This is a genomic window from Paracoccus salsus (assembly GCF_021556615.1).
In the GTDB taxonomy this organism is placed as follows: Bacteria; Pseudomonadota; Alphaproteobacteria; order Rhodobacterales; family Rhodobacteraceae; genus Paracoccus; species Paracoccus salsus.
Genome location: NZ_JAKGGD010000004.1, coordinates 38,749 through 56,651, shown reverse-complemented (window position 1 = coordinate 56,651; position 17,903 = coordinate 38,749). Strand labels below are relative to the sequence as shown.

17 protein-coding genes are annotated in these 17,903 nt (G+C 66.4%); 11 read left to right on the top strand and 6 right to left on the bottom strand.

Annotated elements, in window-relative coordinates; all coding sequences use genetic code 11:
• Nucleotides 1-9 precede the first annotated feature (9 nt).
• Entirely contained in the window at nt 10-1,428 is a 1,419-nt protein-coding gene (xylB, locus tag L1965_RS09520; RefSeq protein WP_235756200.1) for a xylulokinase, read from the top strand.
• 132 nt (nt 1,429-1,560) lie between these two features.
• Nucleotides 1,561-2,181, top strand: coding sequence for a 30S ribosomal protein S4 (gene rpsD / locus L1965_RS09515; RefSeq protein WP_235756199.1), 621 nt, complete (start codon nt 1,561-1,563; stop codon nt 2,179-2,181).
• Nucleotides 2,182-2,320: 139 nt separating this feature from the next.
• Here rpsD and L1965_RS09510 read toward each other — a convergent pair whose 3' ends face one another.
• Entirely contained in the window at nt 2,321-3,586 is a 1,266-nt protein-coding gene (locus L1965_RS09510) for a glycosyltransferase family 4 protein (RefSeq protein WP_235756198.1), read from the bottom strand.
• Between the two features lie 124 nt (nt 3,587-3,710).
• On the opposite strand from L1965_RS09510, the gene hisC reads away from it, so the two are divergent.
• Together hisC and L1965_RS09500 are read left to right on the top strand one after the other, a co-directional pair.
• The gene (gene hisC, locus L1965_RS09505) at nt 3,711-4,802 is read left to right on the top strand and encodes a histidinol-phosphate transaminase (protein WP_235756197.1); all 1,092 of its coding nucleotides are present in this window, start codon (nt 3,711-3,713) and stop codon (nt 4,800-4,802) included.
• Complete coding sequence (locus tag L1965_RS09500; RefSeq protein ID WP_235756196.1) at nt 4,799-5,725, top strand: prephenate/arogenate dehydrogenase family protein; 927 nt, start codon at nt 4,799-4,801, stop codon at nt 5,723-5,725. Before hisC ends, L1965_RS09500 begins: the two co-directional genes overlap by 4 nt.
• 5 nt (nt 5,726-5,730) lie before the next feature.
• Here L1965_RS09500 and L1965_RS09495 read toward each other — a convergent pair whose 3' ends face one another.
• The gene (locus L1965_RS09495; protein ID WP_235756195.1) at nt 5,731-6,768 is read right to left on the bottom strand and encodes a DUF2125 domain-containing protein; all 1,038 of its coding nucleotides are present in this window, start codon (nt 6,766-6,768) and stop codon (nt 5,731-5,733) included.
• 121 nt (nt 6,769-6,889) lie between these two features.
• On the opposite strand from L1965_RS09495, the gene L1965_RS09490 reads away from it, so the two are divergent.
• From L1965_RS09490 to L1965_RS09480, 3 genes are all read left to right on the top strand, one after another.
• Nucleotides 6,890-7,456: a gamma-glutamylcyclotransferase gene (locus L1965_RS09490; protein WP_235756194.1), complete on the top strand. Its 567-nt coding sequence runs from the start codon at nt 6,890-6,892 to the stop codon at nt 7,454-7,456.
• A gap of 84 nt (nt 7,457-7,540) precedes the next feature.
• Nucleotides 7,541-8,920 (top strand): hypothetical protein, encoded by a 1,380-nt coding sequence (locus L1965_RS09485; protein ID WP_338421480.1) that lies wholly within the window; start codon nt 7,541-7,543, stop codon nt 8,918-8,920.
• A gap of 3 nt (nt 8,921-8,923) precedes the next feature.
• Complete coding sequence (locus L1965_RS09480) at nt 8,924-10,645, top strand: peptidoglycan -binding protein (RefSeq protein WP_235756193.1); 1,722 nt, start codon at nt 8,924-8,926, stop codon at nt 10,643-10,645.
• A 3-nt stretch (nt 10,646-10,648) separates the two neighbouring features.
• Here L1965_RS09480 and L1965_RS09475 read toward each other — a convergent pair whose 3' ends face one another.
• From L1965_RS09475 to L1965_RS09465, 3 genes are read right to left on the bottom strand one after another with little or no spacing between them, the layout of a single operon-like run.
• Nucleotides 10,649-10,987, bottom strand: a complete 339-nt coding sequence (locus tag L1965_RS09475) for an SMR family transporter (RefSeq protein ID WP_235756433.1) — start codon at nt 10,985-10,987, stop codon at nt 10,649-10,651.
• Nucleotides 10,987-12,024 carry a YihY/virulence factor BrkB family protein gene (locus L1965_RS09470; protein WP_235756192.1) on the bottom strand — a complete coding sequence of 346 codons (1,038 nt, stop codon included), beginning with the start codon at nt 12,022-12,024 and terminating at the stop codon, nt 10,987-10,989. The genes L1965_RS09475 and L1965_RS09470 overlap by 1 nt, the downstream gene beginning before the upstream one ends.
• Before the next feature lie 54 nt (nt 12,025-12,078).
• Nucleotides 12,079-12,822: a hypothetical protein gene (locus tag L1965_RS09465; RefSeq protein ID WP_235756191.1), complete on the bottom strand. Its 744-nt coding sequence runs from the start codon at nt 12,820-12,822 to the stop codon at nt 12,079-12,081.
• 147 nt (nt 12,823-12,969) lie between these two features.
• Here L1965_RS09465 and purB point away from each other — a divergent pair, with 147 nt between their 5' ends.
• From purB to gap, 4 genes are all read left to right on the top strand, one after another.
• Nucleotides 12,970-14,283: an adenylosuccinate lyase gene (purB, locus tag L1965_RS09460; RefSeq protein ID WP_235756190.1), complete on the top strand. Its 1,314-nt coding sequence runs from the start codon at nt 12,970-12,972 to the stop codon at nt 14,281-14,283.
• Nucleotides 14,284-14,365: 82 nt separating this feature from the next.
• Nucleotides 14,366-15,388 carry a FliG C-terminal domain-containing protein gene (locus L1965_RS09455; RefSeq protein ID WP_235756189.1) on the top strand — a complete coding sequence of 341 codons (1,023 nt, stop codon included), beginning with the start codon at nt 14,366-14,368 and terminating at the stop codon, nt 15,386-15,388.
• 60 nt (nt 15,389-15,448) lie between these two features.
• Nucleotides 15,449-15,592 carry a hypothetical protein gene (locus L1965_RS09450; protein WP_235756188.1) on the top strand — a complete coding sequence of 48 codons (144 nt, stop codon included), beginning with the start codon at nt 15,449-15,451 and terminating at the stop codon, nt 15,590-15,592.
• A gap of 185 nt (nt 15,593-15,777) precedes the next feature.
• On the top strand, nt 15,778-16,779 hold the full coding sequence (gene gap / locus L1965_RS09445; RefSeq protein WP_235756187.1) for a type I glyceraldehyde-3-phosphate dehydrogenase: 1,002 nt from the start codon (nt 15,778-15,780) through the stop codon (nt 16,777-16,779).
• 81 nt (nt 16,780-16,860) lie between these two features.
• Here gap and L1965_RS09440 read toward each other — a convergent pair whose 3' ends face one another.
• Nucleotides 16,861-17,847, bottom strand: a complete 987-nt coding sequence (locus L1965_RS09440) for an LLM class flavin-dependent oxidoreductase (RefSeq protein ID WP_235756186.1) — start codon at nt 17,845-17,847, stop codon at nt 16,861-16,863.
• Nucleotides 17,848-17,903: the final 56 nt, after the last annotated feature.

Sequence of the window (17,903 nt, the reverse complement as noted above, 5' to 3'; positions counted from 1 at the left end):
GGGGACAGCATGTATCTGGGAATCGATCTGGGCACCTCGGGCGTTAAGGTCGTGCTGATCGACGACGCGCAGGCGGTGCTGCAAACCGGCCACGCAAGGCTGGACGTTCAGACGCCACAACCGGGCTGGTCGGAACAGGACCCGCAGGCCTGGATCGACGCGACGCGCGCGGCCCTGGCCGGGCTGGACCAACCTCTGGACCGGGTGGCCGGCATCGGCCTGTCCGGCCAGATGCACGGTGCGGTCTGCCTTGACGCGTCGGATCGGGTGCTGCGCCCCGCGATCCTGTGGAACGATGGCCGCGCCTCGGCCGAGGCCGCCACGCTGGACGCGGACCCGCGCTTTCACGCGATCACCGGAAACCTGGTCTTCGCCGGTTTTACCGCGCCCAAGCTGCTGTGGATGCGCCGTCACGAACCCGATCTTTTCGAACGCGCGCGGCGCGTCCTGCTGCCCAAGGACTATCTGCGACTGTGGCTGACCGGCGAGGCCATCAGCGACATGTCCGACGCCTCGGGCACCGCGTGGTTCGATCCCGCCAGGCGGGACTGGTCCGACGACCTGCTGTCCGCGACCGGCCTGTCACGCGCGTCGATGCCGGCGCTGGCCGAGGGCAGCGAGGTCGCGGGCCGCCTGCGCGCCGAACTGGCGGCCGAGCTGGGCCTTCCCGCCGGCATTCCGGTCGCCGGCGGTGCGGGCGACAACGCCGCCACCGCGATCGGCGCGGGAATCACCGGGCCGGGACCGGGGCTTGTGTCGCTTGGCACCTCGGGGGTGGTCTTCGCGGCGACCGACCGCTTCCTGCCGGCGCCCGAGACCGCCATCCACGCCTTCTGCCATGCGCTGCCCGGTCAATGGCACCAGATGGGCGTGATCCTGTCCGCTGCCGGCTGCCTGGAGTGGTGGTCGCGCATCGCCGGACGACCGGCGGCTGATCTGCTGGCCGAACTGGACCCGGCTTCGATCGCGCCGGGCCGCATCGCCTTCTGGCCCTATCTGTCGGGAGAGCGCACGCCGCTGAACAACCCGGCGCAGCGCGCGGGCTTCACCGGGCTTTCGTCGCGCAGCACCCGGCCCCAGTTGACCCGCGCGGTGCTGGAGGGCGTGGCGCTGGCGCTGGCCGAGAACATGGCTGCCTTGCGGACGGCGGGCGGCGGTGCCGACTCGCTGATCGCGATGGGCGGTGGCGCGCGGTCCGACCTTTGGCTGTCGATGCTGGCACAGGCGACCGGCGTGCCCGTACTGCGTCCCTCGGGCGCCGAAACCGGCGCCGGCTTCGGTGCGGCGCGGCTGGCGCTGATGGCCGCGACCGGCGCCGGCGCCGAGGTGCTGACCACGCCCGACATCGCGGCCCGCTTCGATCCGGACGCCGCGCTGCTGCCCGCATGGGGCGAGGCCTTGTCGCGGTTGCAGGACCAGCGCGCCTGAGACTCTGGTTGACACCGTCCCGCAGCCCTCTATAAGCGCGCACTTCATTGGTGTTGGTGGCCCTCGCAAGGGGATGCCTGTCGGGCGCAAGCCAAAGGACAACGCCCTTCGACAGATAGAAGGAGATCAGCCGTGACCAAACGCACGTCTGCCAAGTACAAGATCGACCGCCGCATGGGCGAGAACATCTGGGGCCGCGCCAAATCCCCGGTGAACCGCCGCGAATACGGTCCCGGCCAGCACGGCCAGCGCCGCAAGCAGAAGCTGTCGGATTTCGGCACCCAGCTGCGCGCCAAGCAGAAGCTCAAGGGCTATTACGGCGACCTGACCGAAAAGCAGTTCCGCCGCATCTATGCCGAGGCCGAGCGTGTCAAGGGCGACACCGGCGAGAACCTGATCGGCCTGCTGGAGCGTCGTCTGGACGCCGTCGTGTATCGCGCCAAGTTCGTGCCGACCATCTTCGCCGCCCGCCAGTTCGTGAATCACGGCCATGTCGAGGTGAACGGTCAGCGCGTGAACATCGCGTCCTACCGCGTCAAGGAAGGCGACGTCATCTCGATCCGAGAGCGTTCGCGTCAACTGGCCATCGTGCTGGAAGCCGTCGGCCTGCCCGAGCGTGACGTGCCCGATTACCTGGACACCGACCACAACAAGATGACCGCGACCTTCGTTCGCACCCCCGCGCTGGGTGACGTGCCCTACGCCGTGCAGATGGAACCGAACCTGGTCGTCGAATTCTACGCGAAGAACTGATCTTCGAGACAGCGAACACGCTGAAAGGGGCCGCATCTTCGGATGCGGCCTCTCTCATGACGGTCCTCTCGTGCGGCATCGCCACCCGGGCAGATCGCAAGGCGCGGAGGCACGATGCCGGCCCGTCTGCGGCCGGCATTCAACCCGCTGCCGCCGCCTCGCGATAGACATCGACCATCCGGTCCACCTTCTTCTCCCAGTCGAAATCCCGCCGCACGATTTGCTGGCCCGCCTGCCCCATGCGCGCGCGCAGATCGGGATCGTGCGCCAGCGTGGCGAAGGCGTTGGCGAGGCGCTGGGGAAAGTCCTCGCGTGGCGCCGGATGGACCATGATGCCGCTGTCGGCGTTCAGGTAGTCCAGCGGACCGCCCCAGGCGCTGGCGACCACCGGCAGACCCATCGCCATTGCTTCCAGCACCACCGCCCCACCGCATTCGCGCAGCGAATTCAACACCAGCGCGTCGGAGCCGGCCAGAACCTCGGCGCAGCGTTCCTGCGGCTGGAACCCGTGAAAGGTGACATGATCCGCGATCTGCAGGTCGGCGGCCAGCGCGGCAAGATCCGCGCGTCCCTCGCCGTCACCCAGCAGATCCAGCGTCACATCCGCCCCACCCTCTCGTGCCAGCGCGACCGCGCGCAAGGTGATGTCGATTGCCTTCCAGCCGACGAACCGGCCCAGAAAGGCCAGCCGCAGCCGGTCAGGCCGGGGCGCGGCTCTTTCCTGCTGCGGCGCGCGCCAGCGGGTGAAGTCGATGCCGTTCTCGATCAGCGTCACGATATGGGGGTGCCGCGGGTCGGGCAAGGCCCGGCGCGTGCGTTCGTTGGCGACCAGCAGGACGGCGGCCTTGTGCTTGCCGGGATTGATGCGGTTGAGCAGCAATGCGATCCGGCGACCGACCCCGATCGTGGCGCGCGTGGCGCCCCCCTCGTAATCCTCATAACCCGGCGGATAGTCCATGCCCCCATTCATCGGCCCGATCACCAGCGGCACGCCGAAGCGGTGCAGGTTCGACGGGATCAGCGGCGACACCGGAATCGGCTGATGGATCAGGTCGACCTCGCCCTCGGCGACCAGCTGGCGTATCAGCCGAGCCTGATAAAGCTCGTTCAGCCATGTCATCAGCCCGCCGCCGATCAGATCGCGGACCCGTTCGGGAAAACGCGAGAAGCCTTGCCAGATCATCCGGTGCCAGCGCGTGTCAGGCACGAAATGCATCCGCTCCGGATCGCAGTCGGGCAGCGCCAGCAACTCTTCGGCGTTGCGATGGTGGGCGATCAGATGGACGGGATGGCCGCGACGCGACAGGATGCGAAAATAGTTGAGCGGCAGAAACGCCTCGCCGCCGAACCGGGCCGAGGCATTGGGCGCGACGATCAGCACCTTGGGCAGATTGCGATCAGACATGGCACTTCACCGTTACTCGTGACCGGGCCCTTATCGGCCAGCGGACGCGGAAGGGCAAAGAATTTCCGCACTTCCAATGAACGCCCGTGCCGATTAGACCGGCCCGGACCGAAGGAAAGGCCAGATGACACAGATCACCCCGCAGCCCGGCATCATGGACATCGCGCTTTACGTCAGCGGCGAAAGCAGCCTGGCGGGGCATCAGCAGGTGCTGAAACTCTCTTCGAACGAAAACCCGCTGGGGTGCAGCGACAAGGCGCGTGCGGCATTCGCCGCCGCGGGCCGGGATCTGCACCGCTATCCCTCGACCGATCACGCTGCCCTGCGTGCCGCCATCGGCGAGGTGCATGACCTTGACCCCGACCGGATCATCTGCGGCGTCGGATCGGATGAGGTGCTGCAATTCGTGACGCAAGCCTATGCCGGCGTGGACGACGAGATCATCACCACCGAGCACGGCTTTTCCATGTATCCGATTCTGGCGCGGATGGTCGGGGCGATCCCGGTGACGGTCCGCGAGGCCGAACGGCGCGTCGATATCGACGCGATCATCGCCGCCGTGACCGCACGCACGAAGATTGTCTTCATCGCGAATCCCGCCAATCCGACGGGCACGATGCTGGACCAGGATGAGGTGCGGCGGCTGGTTGAAGGACTTCCCGCGCATGTGATCCTTGTCCATGACGGAGCCTATACCGAATTCGCCGGGAATTCCGACGGAGGCCGGTCGCTTGTGGACCGTCACCCCAACGTGGTGATGACGCGCACCTTCTCGAAGATCCACGGCCTTGGCGGGCTGCGGATCGGCTGGGGCTATGCACAACGTTCGATCATCGACGTGCTGAACCGTATCCGCCAGCCCTTCAATCTGTCGAACGCGCAGATGGCCGCCGCCGAGGCCGCGATCCGCGATACAGCGTTCAGTGCAGGATGCGCCGATCTGAACGCGCGGATGCGGCAGCAATTGCGGGAATCGCTGATCCGGCTGGGACTGGATTGCGACGAAAGCTTCGCGAATTTCGTGCTGGCCCGGTTCGCAGACCCCGCCGAGGCCGGGGCCGCAGACGCCGCCTTGCGCATGGATGGCATCCTCGTGCGCCGCGTCAGCGGATATGGTCTGCCCTCGGCGCTGCGCATCACGGTGGGTGACGAGGCGGGCTGCGCACGCGTCGTCCACAGCCTCGGCCGCTTCATGGCCGAACGGAGAGGGGCATGAGCGTGATCTACGACCGTGTGGCGCTGATCGGGCTGGGGCTCATCGCAGGGTCGATGGCCCACGCGATGCGCGAGGGCGGGCTGGCGCGAGAGATCGTCGGCCATGCCCGCAGCGCGGCGACGCGCCAGACCGCGCGCGAGATCGGTTTGTGCGACCGCGTGACGGACAGCGCGGCCGAGGCGGTGGACGGTGCCGATCTGGTGGTGCTGGCCGTGCCGGTCGGCGCGATGGGCGATGTCGCCGCCGAGATCGGGCCGCGGCTGAAACCGGGTGCGACCGTGACCGATGTGGGCTCTGTCAAGCAATCGGTGATCGATGCTGTCGGGCCGCACATCCCCCAGACCGTGCATTTCATCCCCGGTCACCCGCTTGCCGGGACCGAACATTCGGGCCCACGGTCGGGCTTTGCGTCCCTGTTTCGCAACCGCTGGTGGCTGTTGACGCCGCTGCCGGACAGCGACCCCGAGGCAGTCGCGCGGCTGTCGGGCCTGGTGCTCGCAATGGGCGCAAAGACGGACAGCATGGAGGCTGGCCATCACGATCTGGTTCTTGCCGTGACAAGCCATGCGCCGCACCTGATTGCCTACACGATGGTGGGCGTCGCCGACCACCTGAGCCGGGTCACGGACGAAGAGGTGATCCAGTATTCGGCCGCCGGCTTCCGCGACTTTACCCGGATCGCGGCCAGCGACCCGACCATGTGGCGCGACGTGTTCCTGCACAACAAGGAGGCGACGCTGGACATTCTTGGCCGCTTCACCGAGGAGCTGTTCGTCCTTCAGCGCGCGATACGGATGGGCGACGGGCAGCAGCTCTTCGACTATTTCACCCGCACCCGCGCGATCCGTCGCGGCATCATCGAGGCCGGACAGGACACCGAGGCCCCCGATTTCGGACGCTCAATCGTGGCACCGAAGGGCTGAGCCGGCTACATCGCGCGCGGAAAGTGCGGCGCGGGACCGATCTCGACATCGCCGATGAACAGCCTGCCCGACTTCATGACGACCGGGAAGCGCAGTTCGCCCTCGATCGGTTCGGGCAGCATCAGACCGTCCTCTTCGCTGTTCTCGGGGAACGGCATCCGTCCGATGCCGTTAATCAGCGCCGATGCCAGCATCGCCGCATCCGTCGGAATCAGCCCCGCGTCGCTGGCCCGACGCAACAGGGCCGCGCCATCGCGCGTATAGATCGCCAGTCGCCCTTCGACGCGGCCATCCGCCGATCTGCGCAGATATCCGGCCAGCCGTGCCCTTGCATCGCCCAGTTGCAGATCCAGCCCCTCGCTGCGCAGTCCTACGGGTTGCGGCGGCACCGTCGCCCCGGAAACCGAATCCAGATCGAGGATTCCGTCCAGCCACAGCGTCGCCATGCCCGTCAGCGACACTGTCCCCGGCACCGATACCGCCGCGATGCCAAGATGGGCGAGGGCGTCGAGATCCAGCGCCGTCAGCGAAAGATCGACATCAAAGGCCGAACGCGCGCCGCGCGGTGCGGCGTGGCCCAGCCCGACCATCTGGCCGCTTGCGAAGATGCCTTCGGCCAGCAGCCACGCGTCCAGCGAAAGCGCGGCAAGGTTCAGTGTTGCCTGACGGACCGCACCACCATGCAGGGGCGAAAGGCGCAGGCTGAACCCGCCATCACGCAGCGTCAGCGGCAGGCGGCGACCGTTCAGGCGCAGCATCGCCTTGTCGGGCAGGCCGATCCGCGCCTCGGCCGGGGATAGCGGTGCAATCCATGCCTCCAGCCAGGGCAGGTCCAGGCCAAGCTTGTCCCCCTCATAGACCGGCCGCGTCAGCCGCACCCCGATCCGGTCGTGCCGGCGCAGCGGCGCCACTGCCTCGACTGCCAGACCGGGGTGCGCGCCAGCCTGCGATCTGACCCGTTCCGCCATCCAGCTTTCGCCGCCCAGCCAGAAAACGCCGGCTGCCAGCAGCATCAGCAACAACAGCCCATAAATGAAGCGCATCGAACCCCCTGCCCCGCCCCGCGGCCCCGCCCTGGCTTCTGCGGCGCCCAGTCGGGGCGCGGGGCTTTCATCCGGGCGCATCGTGACCTAGTTTTCCATCCCAAGGAAGGGTTCGACCAAGATGCAAAAAAATTCCTGGGTTTTCGGCTATGGCTCGCTGATGTGGGATCCGGGCTTCAGACCGGTCGAGACCGTCAAGGCGCGACTGACAGGCTATGCACGCAGCTTCTGCCTGCGATCAACCCGTTATCGTGGCACGGAAGATGCGCCGGGCCTGGTCCTTGGTCTGGACGCCGAACCGGGCGCGATCTGCAGCGGCCTGGCGCTTCGTATTCCCGATGACCAGCATGACGAGATCATGGTCTATCTGCGCGAGCGCGAGCTGGACACCGGCGCCTATCGTGAAATGGTGCTGCCATTGACGCTTGAGGACGGGCGGCAGGTCGAAGCGCTGTCCTATGTGATGCGGCGCGACCACTGGCAATACGCGGGCGGGTTGTGCCGGCGCGAACAGGCCCGGATCATCGCACGGGCCCAGGGCGGGCGTGGTCCCAATTGCGACTACCTGTTCAATACCGCCCGCCATCTGGCGGAAATCGGACTGGCCGATGAATGGCTGGACCAGTTGGCGGACGAGGTACGTCGGCTGCTGGCGACCGAATTGCCGGAACAGGACAATCCGACCTGACTTTCGGATCGCTTGGCAAGTGGCAGCACCCGCCCTACAATCGCCTGATCACGAATTCGGCAACGATAACGGGACCGAGATCTCTTGAGCGATCCAGACAGCGGCCAGAGGCCGGACGACCCCGAAGGCGCCGCCCGACCAGAGGAAGACCGGCTGCACCTGCCGAACCGGCGCATCACCGCGACACGTGCCGGCGGCGCAATTCCGCCCGCGACGCCGCATTTCTCGCAGCCGGTTCGGCAGATCGTGCTGATGCTGACGGTGCTGGTGCTGGTGCTGGCCGGGGGATGGGTGGCTTACAGCCGTATCCTTCCGATCTTCATGGCGAATCGCTGGCTGAACGGGCTGATCCTGACCGTCTTCGCCGTCGGTGTCCTCGCCTGCTTCTGGCAGGTCGGGCAGTTGGTGCGGTCAGTCAGCTGGATCGAGCGTTTCGCCGATCGCCGCCGCAATGCCGTTGAAAAAGGCGTCGCCGCCCGTGGCAGCGCGGACAGCGATGTTCCGCCGCGGCTGCTGGCACCGCTGGCCGCGCTGCTGGGCATGCGCGGGCCATCGGGCGGGGTCATCTCGACCGGATCGGCGCGCTCGATCCTCGATTCGGTGGCGACCCGCATCGACGAGTTGCGCGAAATCACAAGATACCTATCCAACCTACTGATTTTCCTTGGCCTTCTTGGAACGTTCTACGGGCTTGCGACAACCGTCCCGGCGGTCGTGGACACAATCCGCGCGCTGGCGCCGCAAGAAGGCGAAAGCGGAATCGAAGTGTTCGAAAAGCTCATGGGCGGCCTCGAGGCGCAGCTTGGCGGCATGGCGACGGCATTCTCATCCTCGTTGCTGGGCCTGGCCGGATCGCTGGTGGTGGGTCTGCTGGAACTGTTCGTGACCCATGGCCAGAACCGCTTCTACCGCGAACTGGAGGAATGGATGTCCGGCTTTACCCGCGTCGGACTGGCCGGGGCCGAGGGCGACGCGATCGATCAGGCGGCGATGTCGGGCTTTCTGGAACAGATCGGCGCGAACATGGACCGCTTGCAGCAGTTCCACGCGGAACGCGATGCGGCGCGCGACGACGCGGCCGCCATGGCGGATGAACGCGTCGTGGTGATGGCCGAGGCGATCGAGGCGCTCGCACATCGGTCCGAGGCCGAACGGGAGGCATCGCTGGCGCGCGTCGCGACACTGAGCGAGGGACTTGCCCGGATGGCCGACAGTCAGGACAGGATGCTGGAACTGGCGCGTCAGCGCAGCGACCGGCCCGCCCCGACGGCGCCGGACCTGTCCGGCATCGAGGCGGCCCTGTCCCGGCTGGTTGCGGATCTCAACGAGGGCCGGGACGAGATGGTGGCCGAACTGCGCTCTGACATCCTGGTGTTGACGCGGGCCGTGCGGGCCGCGCGCTTCAACGACCCCTTCCGCGACGACCTGCTGAAAGATCCCTTGCTGACCCGCGGGGACGACTAGGGAATGGCCCTCAACCGCGCCTCGTCGGGGAACCGCTTCTCGTCCACGATCTGGCCGGGCTTCGTGGATGCGATGACGGCGCTGCTGATGGTGCTGATGTTCGTGCTGACGATCTTCATGATCGTGCAATCGGTGCTGCGCGAGCAGATCACCACCCAGGACGACACGATCGCCAAACAGGTGGCCGCGCTCTCTGCCCAGGAACGCAGGCTCGACGACCTGGGACGACAGGTCACGGCCCTGGGTGATGCGCTGACGGTTTCCGAACGGCGCGAAGCTGCCTTGCAGGATCAGTTGAACGCCGAAGCCCGCCGCGCACAGACCGCGGAAGAGGCTCTGGCGCAAGGCGAAGCCGAGGCGCGCGAGCGTGCGGCGCGGATCACCAGGCTCACCAACCAGCTTGAGACCAGCCGTGCGCAGCTGGGAGAAGCGCGCACGATGCTGACCGATTTCGAGGCCGAGGTCGCGGCGCTGATCGCCGCCCGTGCGGACGATCAGGCGCAGGCACAGGCGGACCTGCAGAGCCTGAGGGTGCAGCTTGAGGATCAGCAGGCTCGTGCCTCGGCGGCGGAACTGGCGGTGGCGGCCGCGCGCCAGGAAATCGACGCGCAGCAGGAACAGGCGCGCCTGGCAGCGGCGCGCCGCGAGGCGCTGCAGGCCTTGATCGCCGACCTGCGCCGGCGCAGTGCCGGAGCCGAGGCGCAGACCGCGGCTCTGCAAACCGAACTGACCGCGAAAGAGGCGCAGCTTGACGAGGCCGAGGCCGACCGACTGGCCGAGGCCGAGGCCGCGCGACTCTTGCGCGCGCGGCTGGAGCGTGCGGACAGCGAGCTGACCGCCATGACCCTGTCGCTGGAGGAAACCCGCAAGCGGGCCGAGGAAACCCTGACGCTGCTGGCGGCAGCGCAAGCCGCGCGCGACAACCTGTCCACCGAGGCGGCGCGGAATGCCAGCGAGGCCGAGCGTCAGTCCGCGCTGCTGGCGACCGCACAAAGCGAATTGGACCGGCAGGAGGCGCTGTCGGACGAAAGCCAGCGCCGGGTCGCGCTGCTGAACGAACAGGTGGCCTCGCTGACCGCGCAGCTCGGCTCTTTGCAGGCACTGCTCGAGACGGCGGGCGCCGATCAGCGCGATGCGGAATTGCGGGTCGAGGATCTGGGCCAGCAGCTCAACGCCGCCCTGCTGCGCGCCGCCGAGGAAAAGGACCGTCGCCTGACCCTGGAGGCAGAGGCCCGCCGGATGGCAGAGGACGAAGCCCGCGACCTGGCGCGCTATCGGTCCGAGTTCTTCGGTCGCCTGTCTCAGATCCTGTCCGGGCGCGAGGGGGTGAAGATCGTCGGCGACCGGTTCGTGTTCCAGTCAGAGGTGCTGTTTGCGCCGGGCGAGGCCACGCTGTCGAATGCCGGGCGCGCTCAGGTTGCGGGCGTGGCGCAGATGCTGTCCGAGATCTCGGGCGACATCCCGGACGAGATCGACTGGATCATCCGGGTGGATGGCCATACCGACAGCACGCCCCTGTCCGGGACCGGTCGCTATCGGGACAACTGGGAACTAAGCCAGGCCCGCGCGCTGGCGGTCGTACGCTATCTGATCGATAATCTCGGATTCCCACCCAACCGTCTGGCAGCGACGGGTTTTTCCGACACGAGACCTGTGGCCGAGGGTTCCGATCCGGACGCACTTGCCCAAAATCGGCGGATCGAACTCAAACTGACGGAACGCTGACTTTCAGTGCCCGATCGTCTTCGAGAACAGGTTCACCACGATCACCCCGGTCACGATCAGCCCCAGACCAATCGCGGCCGGAAGGTCCAGCCGCTGACCGAAGACGAGCAACCCGATCAGCGCGACCAGCACGATCCCCAGCCCGCTCCAGATGGCATAGGCTATTCCAAGTGGCAGCACCCTCAGGCTGAGCGACAGAAGGTAAAAGCTGGCCAGATAGCATAGCGCCATGCCGACAGTCGGCCAGGCCCGCGTGAACTGTTCCGAACGCTGCAGGAAGGACGTGCCGACGACCTCGAGTCCGATCGCGAGGACCAGGGCGACATAGGGAGATCCGATCATCATGCCTCCGCCGCATCCGGCACATCCTCGCCGGCCAATCGCCGCATCCGGCGTTCGACCTCGGAATTGAGTTCCGCGCCGACCAGCACGATGGTCGCGTTCAGCCACAGCCACATCATCAGGCCGATCACCGCACCAAGCGAGCCATAAGTCCTGTTGTAGTTCGCGAAATTCGCCGCATACCAGCTGAACAGCATCGAAGCGATCACCAGGGCGACGGCGGCAAAGACCGCGCCCGGTGAAATCCAGCGCCAGCGCGAATTGGGCGTCGCCGGTCCCCAGCGATAGACCGCTGCGAGAGCCAGGATCAGCACGGTGAACAGCACTGGCCAGCGCACCAGGGTCACCAGCATCTCGCTGCCGGCGGACAGAGGCAGCATCGCAAGCAGGACGGGGACCACCGCGACCACGCCCAGCATCAGCGCAAGCGTCAGCAGCCCACCCAGGGTGAAGCACATCGCCACCAGATTGAGCCGAAGAAAGCCCCGCGTCTCGCGCTGGAAGAACGCCACGTTCAGAGCCGAGAGAAGCGCCTTCATGCCGCCATTCGCGGAATAGAACGCAAGCAGCAGCCCTGCGATGCCAGCCAGAGACAGCGCCGAACGGGGCGAGGCGGCGATCGATTCGACCTGCGAGCGGATGATGTCCAGCGCACCGGACGGCAGGAACCGCTGCAGCGTGTCGATGTGACGGGTAATCGTGTCCGGGTCGGCGACGAGGCCATAGAGCGACACGAAGGCCGTGATCGCGGGAAACAGCGACAGCAGACCGAAGAAGGTCACACCGCCGGCAACCGCCGTAACCCGGTCGGCGCCGATCTGCGTCACGGTGGCCTTCGCGATCGCGATCAGATCGCCTCGTTGCAGGTCCCGCAACCGCATCGCTGCTACATCCGGGGTGACGGATCCGGGCCGCCCCTCCTCGGCACGGCCACCATCCCCGCCCTCGGTCTTGCCAAGCCGGTAGCGGCGGCGCGTCTCATCGTCCAGATCTCCGAACAGCGCGTCATAAACGCCGCGGCGGTCGCCATGTCCCATTCCGTCTGCTTTCGCTTGCATGTCCCGGATACGCTATCGCGCCGACGGACGCGCCTACAAGTTGTGACGGCGCCTTTCGTCCGGATCGTCGTCACCCCGGCGCGCCGGCTGGTCCGCCGCGGGGCGCCCATCGTCATGCCCGTCGCGCAGGGCGCTGCGGACCGACTCGGCAGCTTCCGCGAATTCGCTTACGATGGCTTTGGCCTGCGCCGCGACACTGCGAAAGCCCTGGAATGCCGCAACCAGCGACTGCGCCACGCCGTTCAGGCTGCGCGACAGGTCATTTGCCGTATCCGTCAGTTCGTGGGCCAGGTTGCCGCGCGGCGGCGCGCGTCGCTCGGCCGCGGTTGCCCTGGCCTGAGCGGATTCCCTGCTGTCACGCCGGGCCTGATCGCGGACCCGCCGGCGCACGGCCTCCTGTTCGTCGGGCGTCATCCCGGCGAAGGCCGGCGCGTGCGTCCGTTGCTTCGTCGCACGGCGATGCGGGCGCGGCCGATCCTCTGATCCGGAGTCCGACAGCTTGCGGGCCGCCATCAGCGCCCCGGCCGTAAGCCCCGCGACGCCCAGGGCCACCCCGCCCCAGACGATTATCTTGCTGGACAGGGAAGGTGCCGGATAGGCATGACGACCGTCGGGCGACATCGGCGCCGATGGGATGACCCGGCTGGCCCGCATCGGCTTGTGCGGATAGGGGCTGGCGGTCTTGTGTCCCTTTGGCACCGGACGCGGCCCGAACCGTGTCTGGCTGGTGCGGTCGGCTTCGGTCAGGTTGTGAATATCGTCGTCGGTCGGTCGCATCGTCGTCGCCTCCGGAAATGCAGCGTGATTTGTCTCATGAACCCGCGCGGGCGGTGGAATGTTCCGCAGGCGGCGGCTTGCCCGCCATCAAATCTTGCCCATGCGGCACGTCAAGGCTATGCCCGCGCCAATGACAAGGAGTCCGCCATGATCCCTCGCTATGCCCGCCCCCAGATGACCGCGATCTGGTCGCCCGAAACGAAGTTCCGCATCTGGTACGAGATCGAGGCGCATGCCTGCGACGCCCAGGCCGACCTGGGCGTGATCCCACGCGCCAACGCCGAGGCGGTCTGGCGCGCGAAGGATGTCGAATTCGATGTCGCGCGCATCGACGAGATCGAGGCCGTGACCAAGCATGACGTGATCGCCTTCCTGACCCATCTGGCTGAACATATCGGCAGCGACGAGGCGCGATTTGTCCATCAGGGCATGACGTCCAGCGACGTGCTGGATACGACGCTGAACGTCCAGCTGGTGCGCGCCGCCGATATCCTTCTGGCCGGTATGGACAAGGTTCTGGACGCGCTGAAGCGACGCGCCTACGAGCACAAGGACACATTGCGGATCGGCCGCAGCCACGGCATTCATGCCGAACCCACCACCATGGGTCTGACCTTCGCGCGCTTCTATGCGGAAATGGCCCGCGGCCGGGTGCGTCTGGAACGCGCCCGCGACGAGATCGCGACCGGGGCCATCAGTGGTGCGGTCGGCACCTTCGCCAATATCGACCCGGCGGTCGAAGAGCATGTCTGCGCGAAGATGGGCCTGCGCCCCGAGCCGATCAGCACCCAGGTCATTCCGCGCGACCGTCACGCGATGTTCTTCGCCACGCTCGGCGTCATCGCCAGCAGCATCGAGAACATCGCCATCGAGATCCGGCACATGCAGCGCACCGAGGTTCTGGAGGCCGAGGAGTTCTTCAGCCCCGGCCAGAAGGGGTCGTCGGCGATGCCCCACAAGCGCAACCCGGTGCTGACCGAAAACCTGACCGGTCTCGCCCGGCTGGTCCGCATGGCCGTGATTCCCGCGATGGAGAATGTCGCCCTGTGGCACGAACGCGACATCAGCCATTCCTCGGTCGAACGCGGGATCGCCCCTGACGCGACGATCACCCTCGATTTCGCGCTGAACCGCCTGGCCGGCGTGATCGAAAAGCTGGTCGTCTATCCCCAGAACATGCTCGCGAACATGAACAAGTTCAAGGGATTGGTGATGAGCCAGCGGGTCCTGCTGGCGTTGACCCAGGCCGGCGTGTCACGCGAGGATGCCTATCGTCTGGTCCAGCGAAACGCCATGAAGGTCTGGGAGCATGGCAAGGATTTCAAGGAAGAACTGCTCTCCGATCCCGAGGTGACAGCGGCCCTGTCCCCCGCGCAGATCGAAGAGAAGTTCGACCTTGGCTATCACACGAAGAACGTCGACCGGATCTTTTCGCGCGTATTCGATTCAAATCCCTTGTGATTTTCGTGCACGGATAACGGCGCGTTAGGGAATATATGCCAGATTTCCTGCATGGCGGAAGCACAGGGATGATCGGGGGCAGATGATGAACGCGCAGACCGGACTCAGCCAGCGGCAGAAGGCGGCGGTGATCGTGCGGCTTCTGCTGGACGATGACGAGGTTGTCAGCCTGTCACGGCTGGACAGCGATGCGCAGACGATGCTGGCCGAGGAAATGGCCGGCATGGAACTCATCGACCGCAAGACCCGTGATGCCGTCATCACGGAATTCTGCGATCGGCTTGAATCGGTCGGGGTCACCTTCCCCGGCAATCTGGACGGCACGCTGGCAATGCTGGGCGGCAAGCTGTCAGAGGACAGCACCGATCGCCTGCGCCGACTGGCCGCGATGTCGGGTCGTGGTGATCCGTGGCAACGTGTGGCGACGCTGTCGAAGGACAACATCCTGACGCTTGCCAACTCGGAATCGATCGAGATCGTGGCGTTGATGCTTTCCAAGCTGCCGGTGGTCCGGGCCTCGGACATCTTCAGCGCCCTGCCGCGCGAACGGGCGCGGGCCGTGGCGCAGGCGATGTCGATGACCGGCGCGGTGACGCCGCAGGCGCTGCAGCGGGTCGGGCTGATCCTGCTTCAGGCTGCCGATGCGCTGCCCCGGCCCGCGATCGACACGCCCGCGGCCGACCGCATCGGCGCGATCCTGAACTTTGCCACCGCGGACTTGCGCGACGAGGTCCTGGAAACCCTGGAAAAGGACGACGCTGGATTTGCCGGCGGGGTACGGCGTGCGATCTTCATCTTCGGCCACATCCCCCACCGGATCGAAACGCGCGACGTGCCGCGGATCGTGCGCGAGGTCGAGCAACCCGTGCTGCTGCGCGCGCTGTCTGCACCGGACCCCGATGACGCTGCAGCAGCCGAGTTCATTCTGACAAACCTGTCGCAGCGCATGGCGGACGGGTTGCGCGAAGAGATGGAAGGACTGGGCAAGGTCCGCGCGCGTGACATCGAGGACGCCAAGACCGAAGTGATCGCCGCGATCCGGAGGCTCGAGGAGGCCGGTGATCTGACCCTGATTCTACCGGATGATGACGACGAGGAAGCTTGACCGCTGCGCGGACTTGTCCGGGGCCGACGGTCGCGGGATAAGCGGGTCAAGGGGACACCAATGACCAACCGCATCGCGATCGCGCTAGCCATCCTCATCGTCGCGCTGCTCGTCGCAGACGGCCTCTGGCTGCATCTGGACATTCCGGTTCGGGGTGGAAAGGTGCTTGACGGAGCAATCGAATATCTCAGCTTCTGGCGCTGATCGGGTCGCCGCCAGGCCATCCCATGCGGACCAGAAACTGCCCGCCGCGGACCGGCCCCGCAGGGCGGTCCGGACATTCGGCCCCCAGGGTCCGGTTTTCGGGCATCTTCGGCAACGGGTATTTGCATCGGCCGGACGGTCGCGCTAGAGCATGGCGCAACATCATCTGGTCGGGAGAGAGAACCATGGCTGTCAAGGTCGCCATCAACGGTTTCGGTCGCATCGGTCGCAACGTGCTGCGGTCCATCATCGAATCGGGCCGCACCGATATCGAGGTGGTCGCGATCAACGATCTGGGTCCGGTCGAGACCAATGCTCATCTGCTGCGCTATGACAGCGTGCACGGTCGCTTTCCCGCCGATGTGAAGGTCGACGGCAACAGCATCGATGTGGGCCGCGGGCCGATCAAGGTCAGCGCCATCCGCAACCCCGCGGACCTGCCCTGGGGCGATGTGGACGTCGTGCTGGAATGCACCGGCATCTTCACCTCGAAAGAGAAATGTCAGGCGCATCTGGAAAACGGATCCAGCCGCGTGCTGATCTCGGCACCGGGCGAGAACGCGGACAAGACCATTGTCTTCGGCGTCAACGACGACACGCTGACCAAGGACGACATCGTGGTGTCGAATGCCAGCTGCACGACCAACTGCCTCGCGCCCGTGGCGAAGGTCCTGAACGACGCGATCGGCATCGACCGCGGCTTCATGACCACCATTCACAGCTATACTGGCGACCAGCCTACGCTGGATACGATGCACAAGGACCTGTATCGCGCCCGCGCCGCCGCCCTGTCGATGATCCCGACCTCGACCGGCGCGGCCAAGGCTGTCGGCCTGGTGCTGCCGGAACTGAAAGGCCGTCTGGACGGCGTCGCGCTTCGCGTGCCGACCCCGAATGTCTCGGTGGTCGACCTGGTCTTCGAGGCCAAGCGCGAAACCTCGGTCGAGGACATCAACCAGGCGATCAAGGCGGCCGCCGATGGCGCGCTGAAAGGCATCCTGGGATATACCGAGGAAAAACTGGTCTCGTCGGACTTCAATCACGACCCTCACTCGTCCATCTTCCACATGGACCAGACCAAGGTGATGGAAGGCAAGCTGTGCCGCATCCTGACCTGGTACGACAACGAATGGGGTTTTTCGAACCGCATGTCCGACACAGCGGTCGCGATGGGCAAGCTGATCTGACCGTCTGACCCGGACGACACGAACGGCCGGCAGGCACGCCCTGCCGGCCGTTTCGCGTCTTGCTGGGCGACTCATGCCGGGCTAGAGATTCTGCATCACCTCGGCGGCGATCCCGAAGCTGCGCAGCCGCGCGGCGTGATCATGGATCTGACCGGTCAGGATCACCTCGTCGGGATCATGCGTCCTGATCAGCGTGGCAAGCTGATCGTGGACCTGATGCCTGTCGCCCACCGCACTGATCCGCAGCGCCTGATCGACCTGCCGCCGCATCCGCGGATCGATCTCGGCGTCCAGGTCACGGGTCGGTCGCGGCAGCTTGCCCGGCATGCCGCTGCGCAACCGCGCAAAGGCCAGTTGCATCGTCGTGCGAAGATACCGCGCCTCGTCCGCGTCGGCGGCGGCGAAGACATTGATCGCCATCATCACGCAAGGACGATCGCGCCAGGGAGAAGGGCGGAACCGATCCCGATAGTCCGCCAGGGCCTGTGCCAGATCGCCGGGCGCGAAATGGCTGGCAAACGCATAGGGCAAGCCCAGATGGGCGGCGAGCTGAGCACCGAACAGACTGCTGCCCAGAATCCAGACCGGCACTTCGGTCCCCTCGCCCGGCAGCGCCCGCACCGCCGCTTCATCGCGCGCAGGGCCCAGATAGTCCAGCAGCTCGACCACGTCCTGCGGAAAGCGGTCGGCCATCGGATCGCGGCGCAGGGCCCGGATCACCGCCCCATCGCCTCCGGGCGCACGGCCGAGCCCCAGATCGATCCTGTCGGGAAACACGGTGGCAAGCGTGCCAAACGCTTCGGCGACAGTCAGCGGCGCGTGGTTTGGCAGCATGATCCCGCCGGCCCCCACGCGCATCTTGCGGGTCGCCTGCGCGACCAGCCCGATCAGCACGGCGGTCGCGGAACTTGCGATGCCGGGCATGTTGTGGTGTTCGGCCATCCAGAAGCGATGATATCCCCAATCCTCGGCGTGGCGGGCAAGATCAAGCGTGTTGCGAATGGCGTCGGCCGCCGTGAACCCCTCGGGCACCGGCGAAAGATCAAGAAGGGAATACGGAGTCGTCATCAGAGGCAGGTAAGGGCCGCCTCGCGGATTTCAATCGCCGGAATCGGAGACGGCAT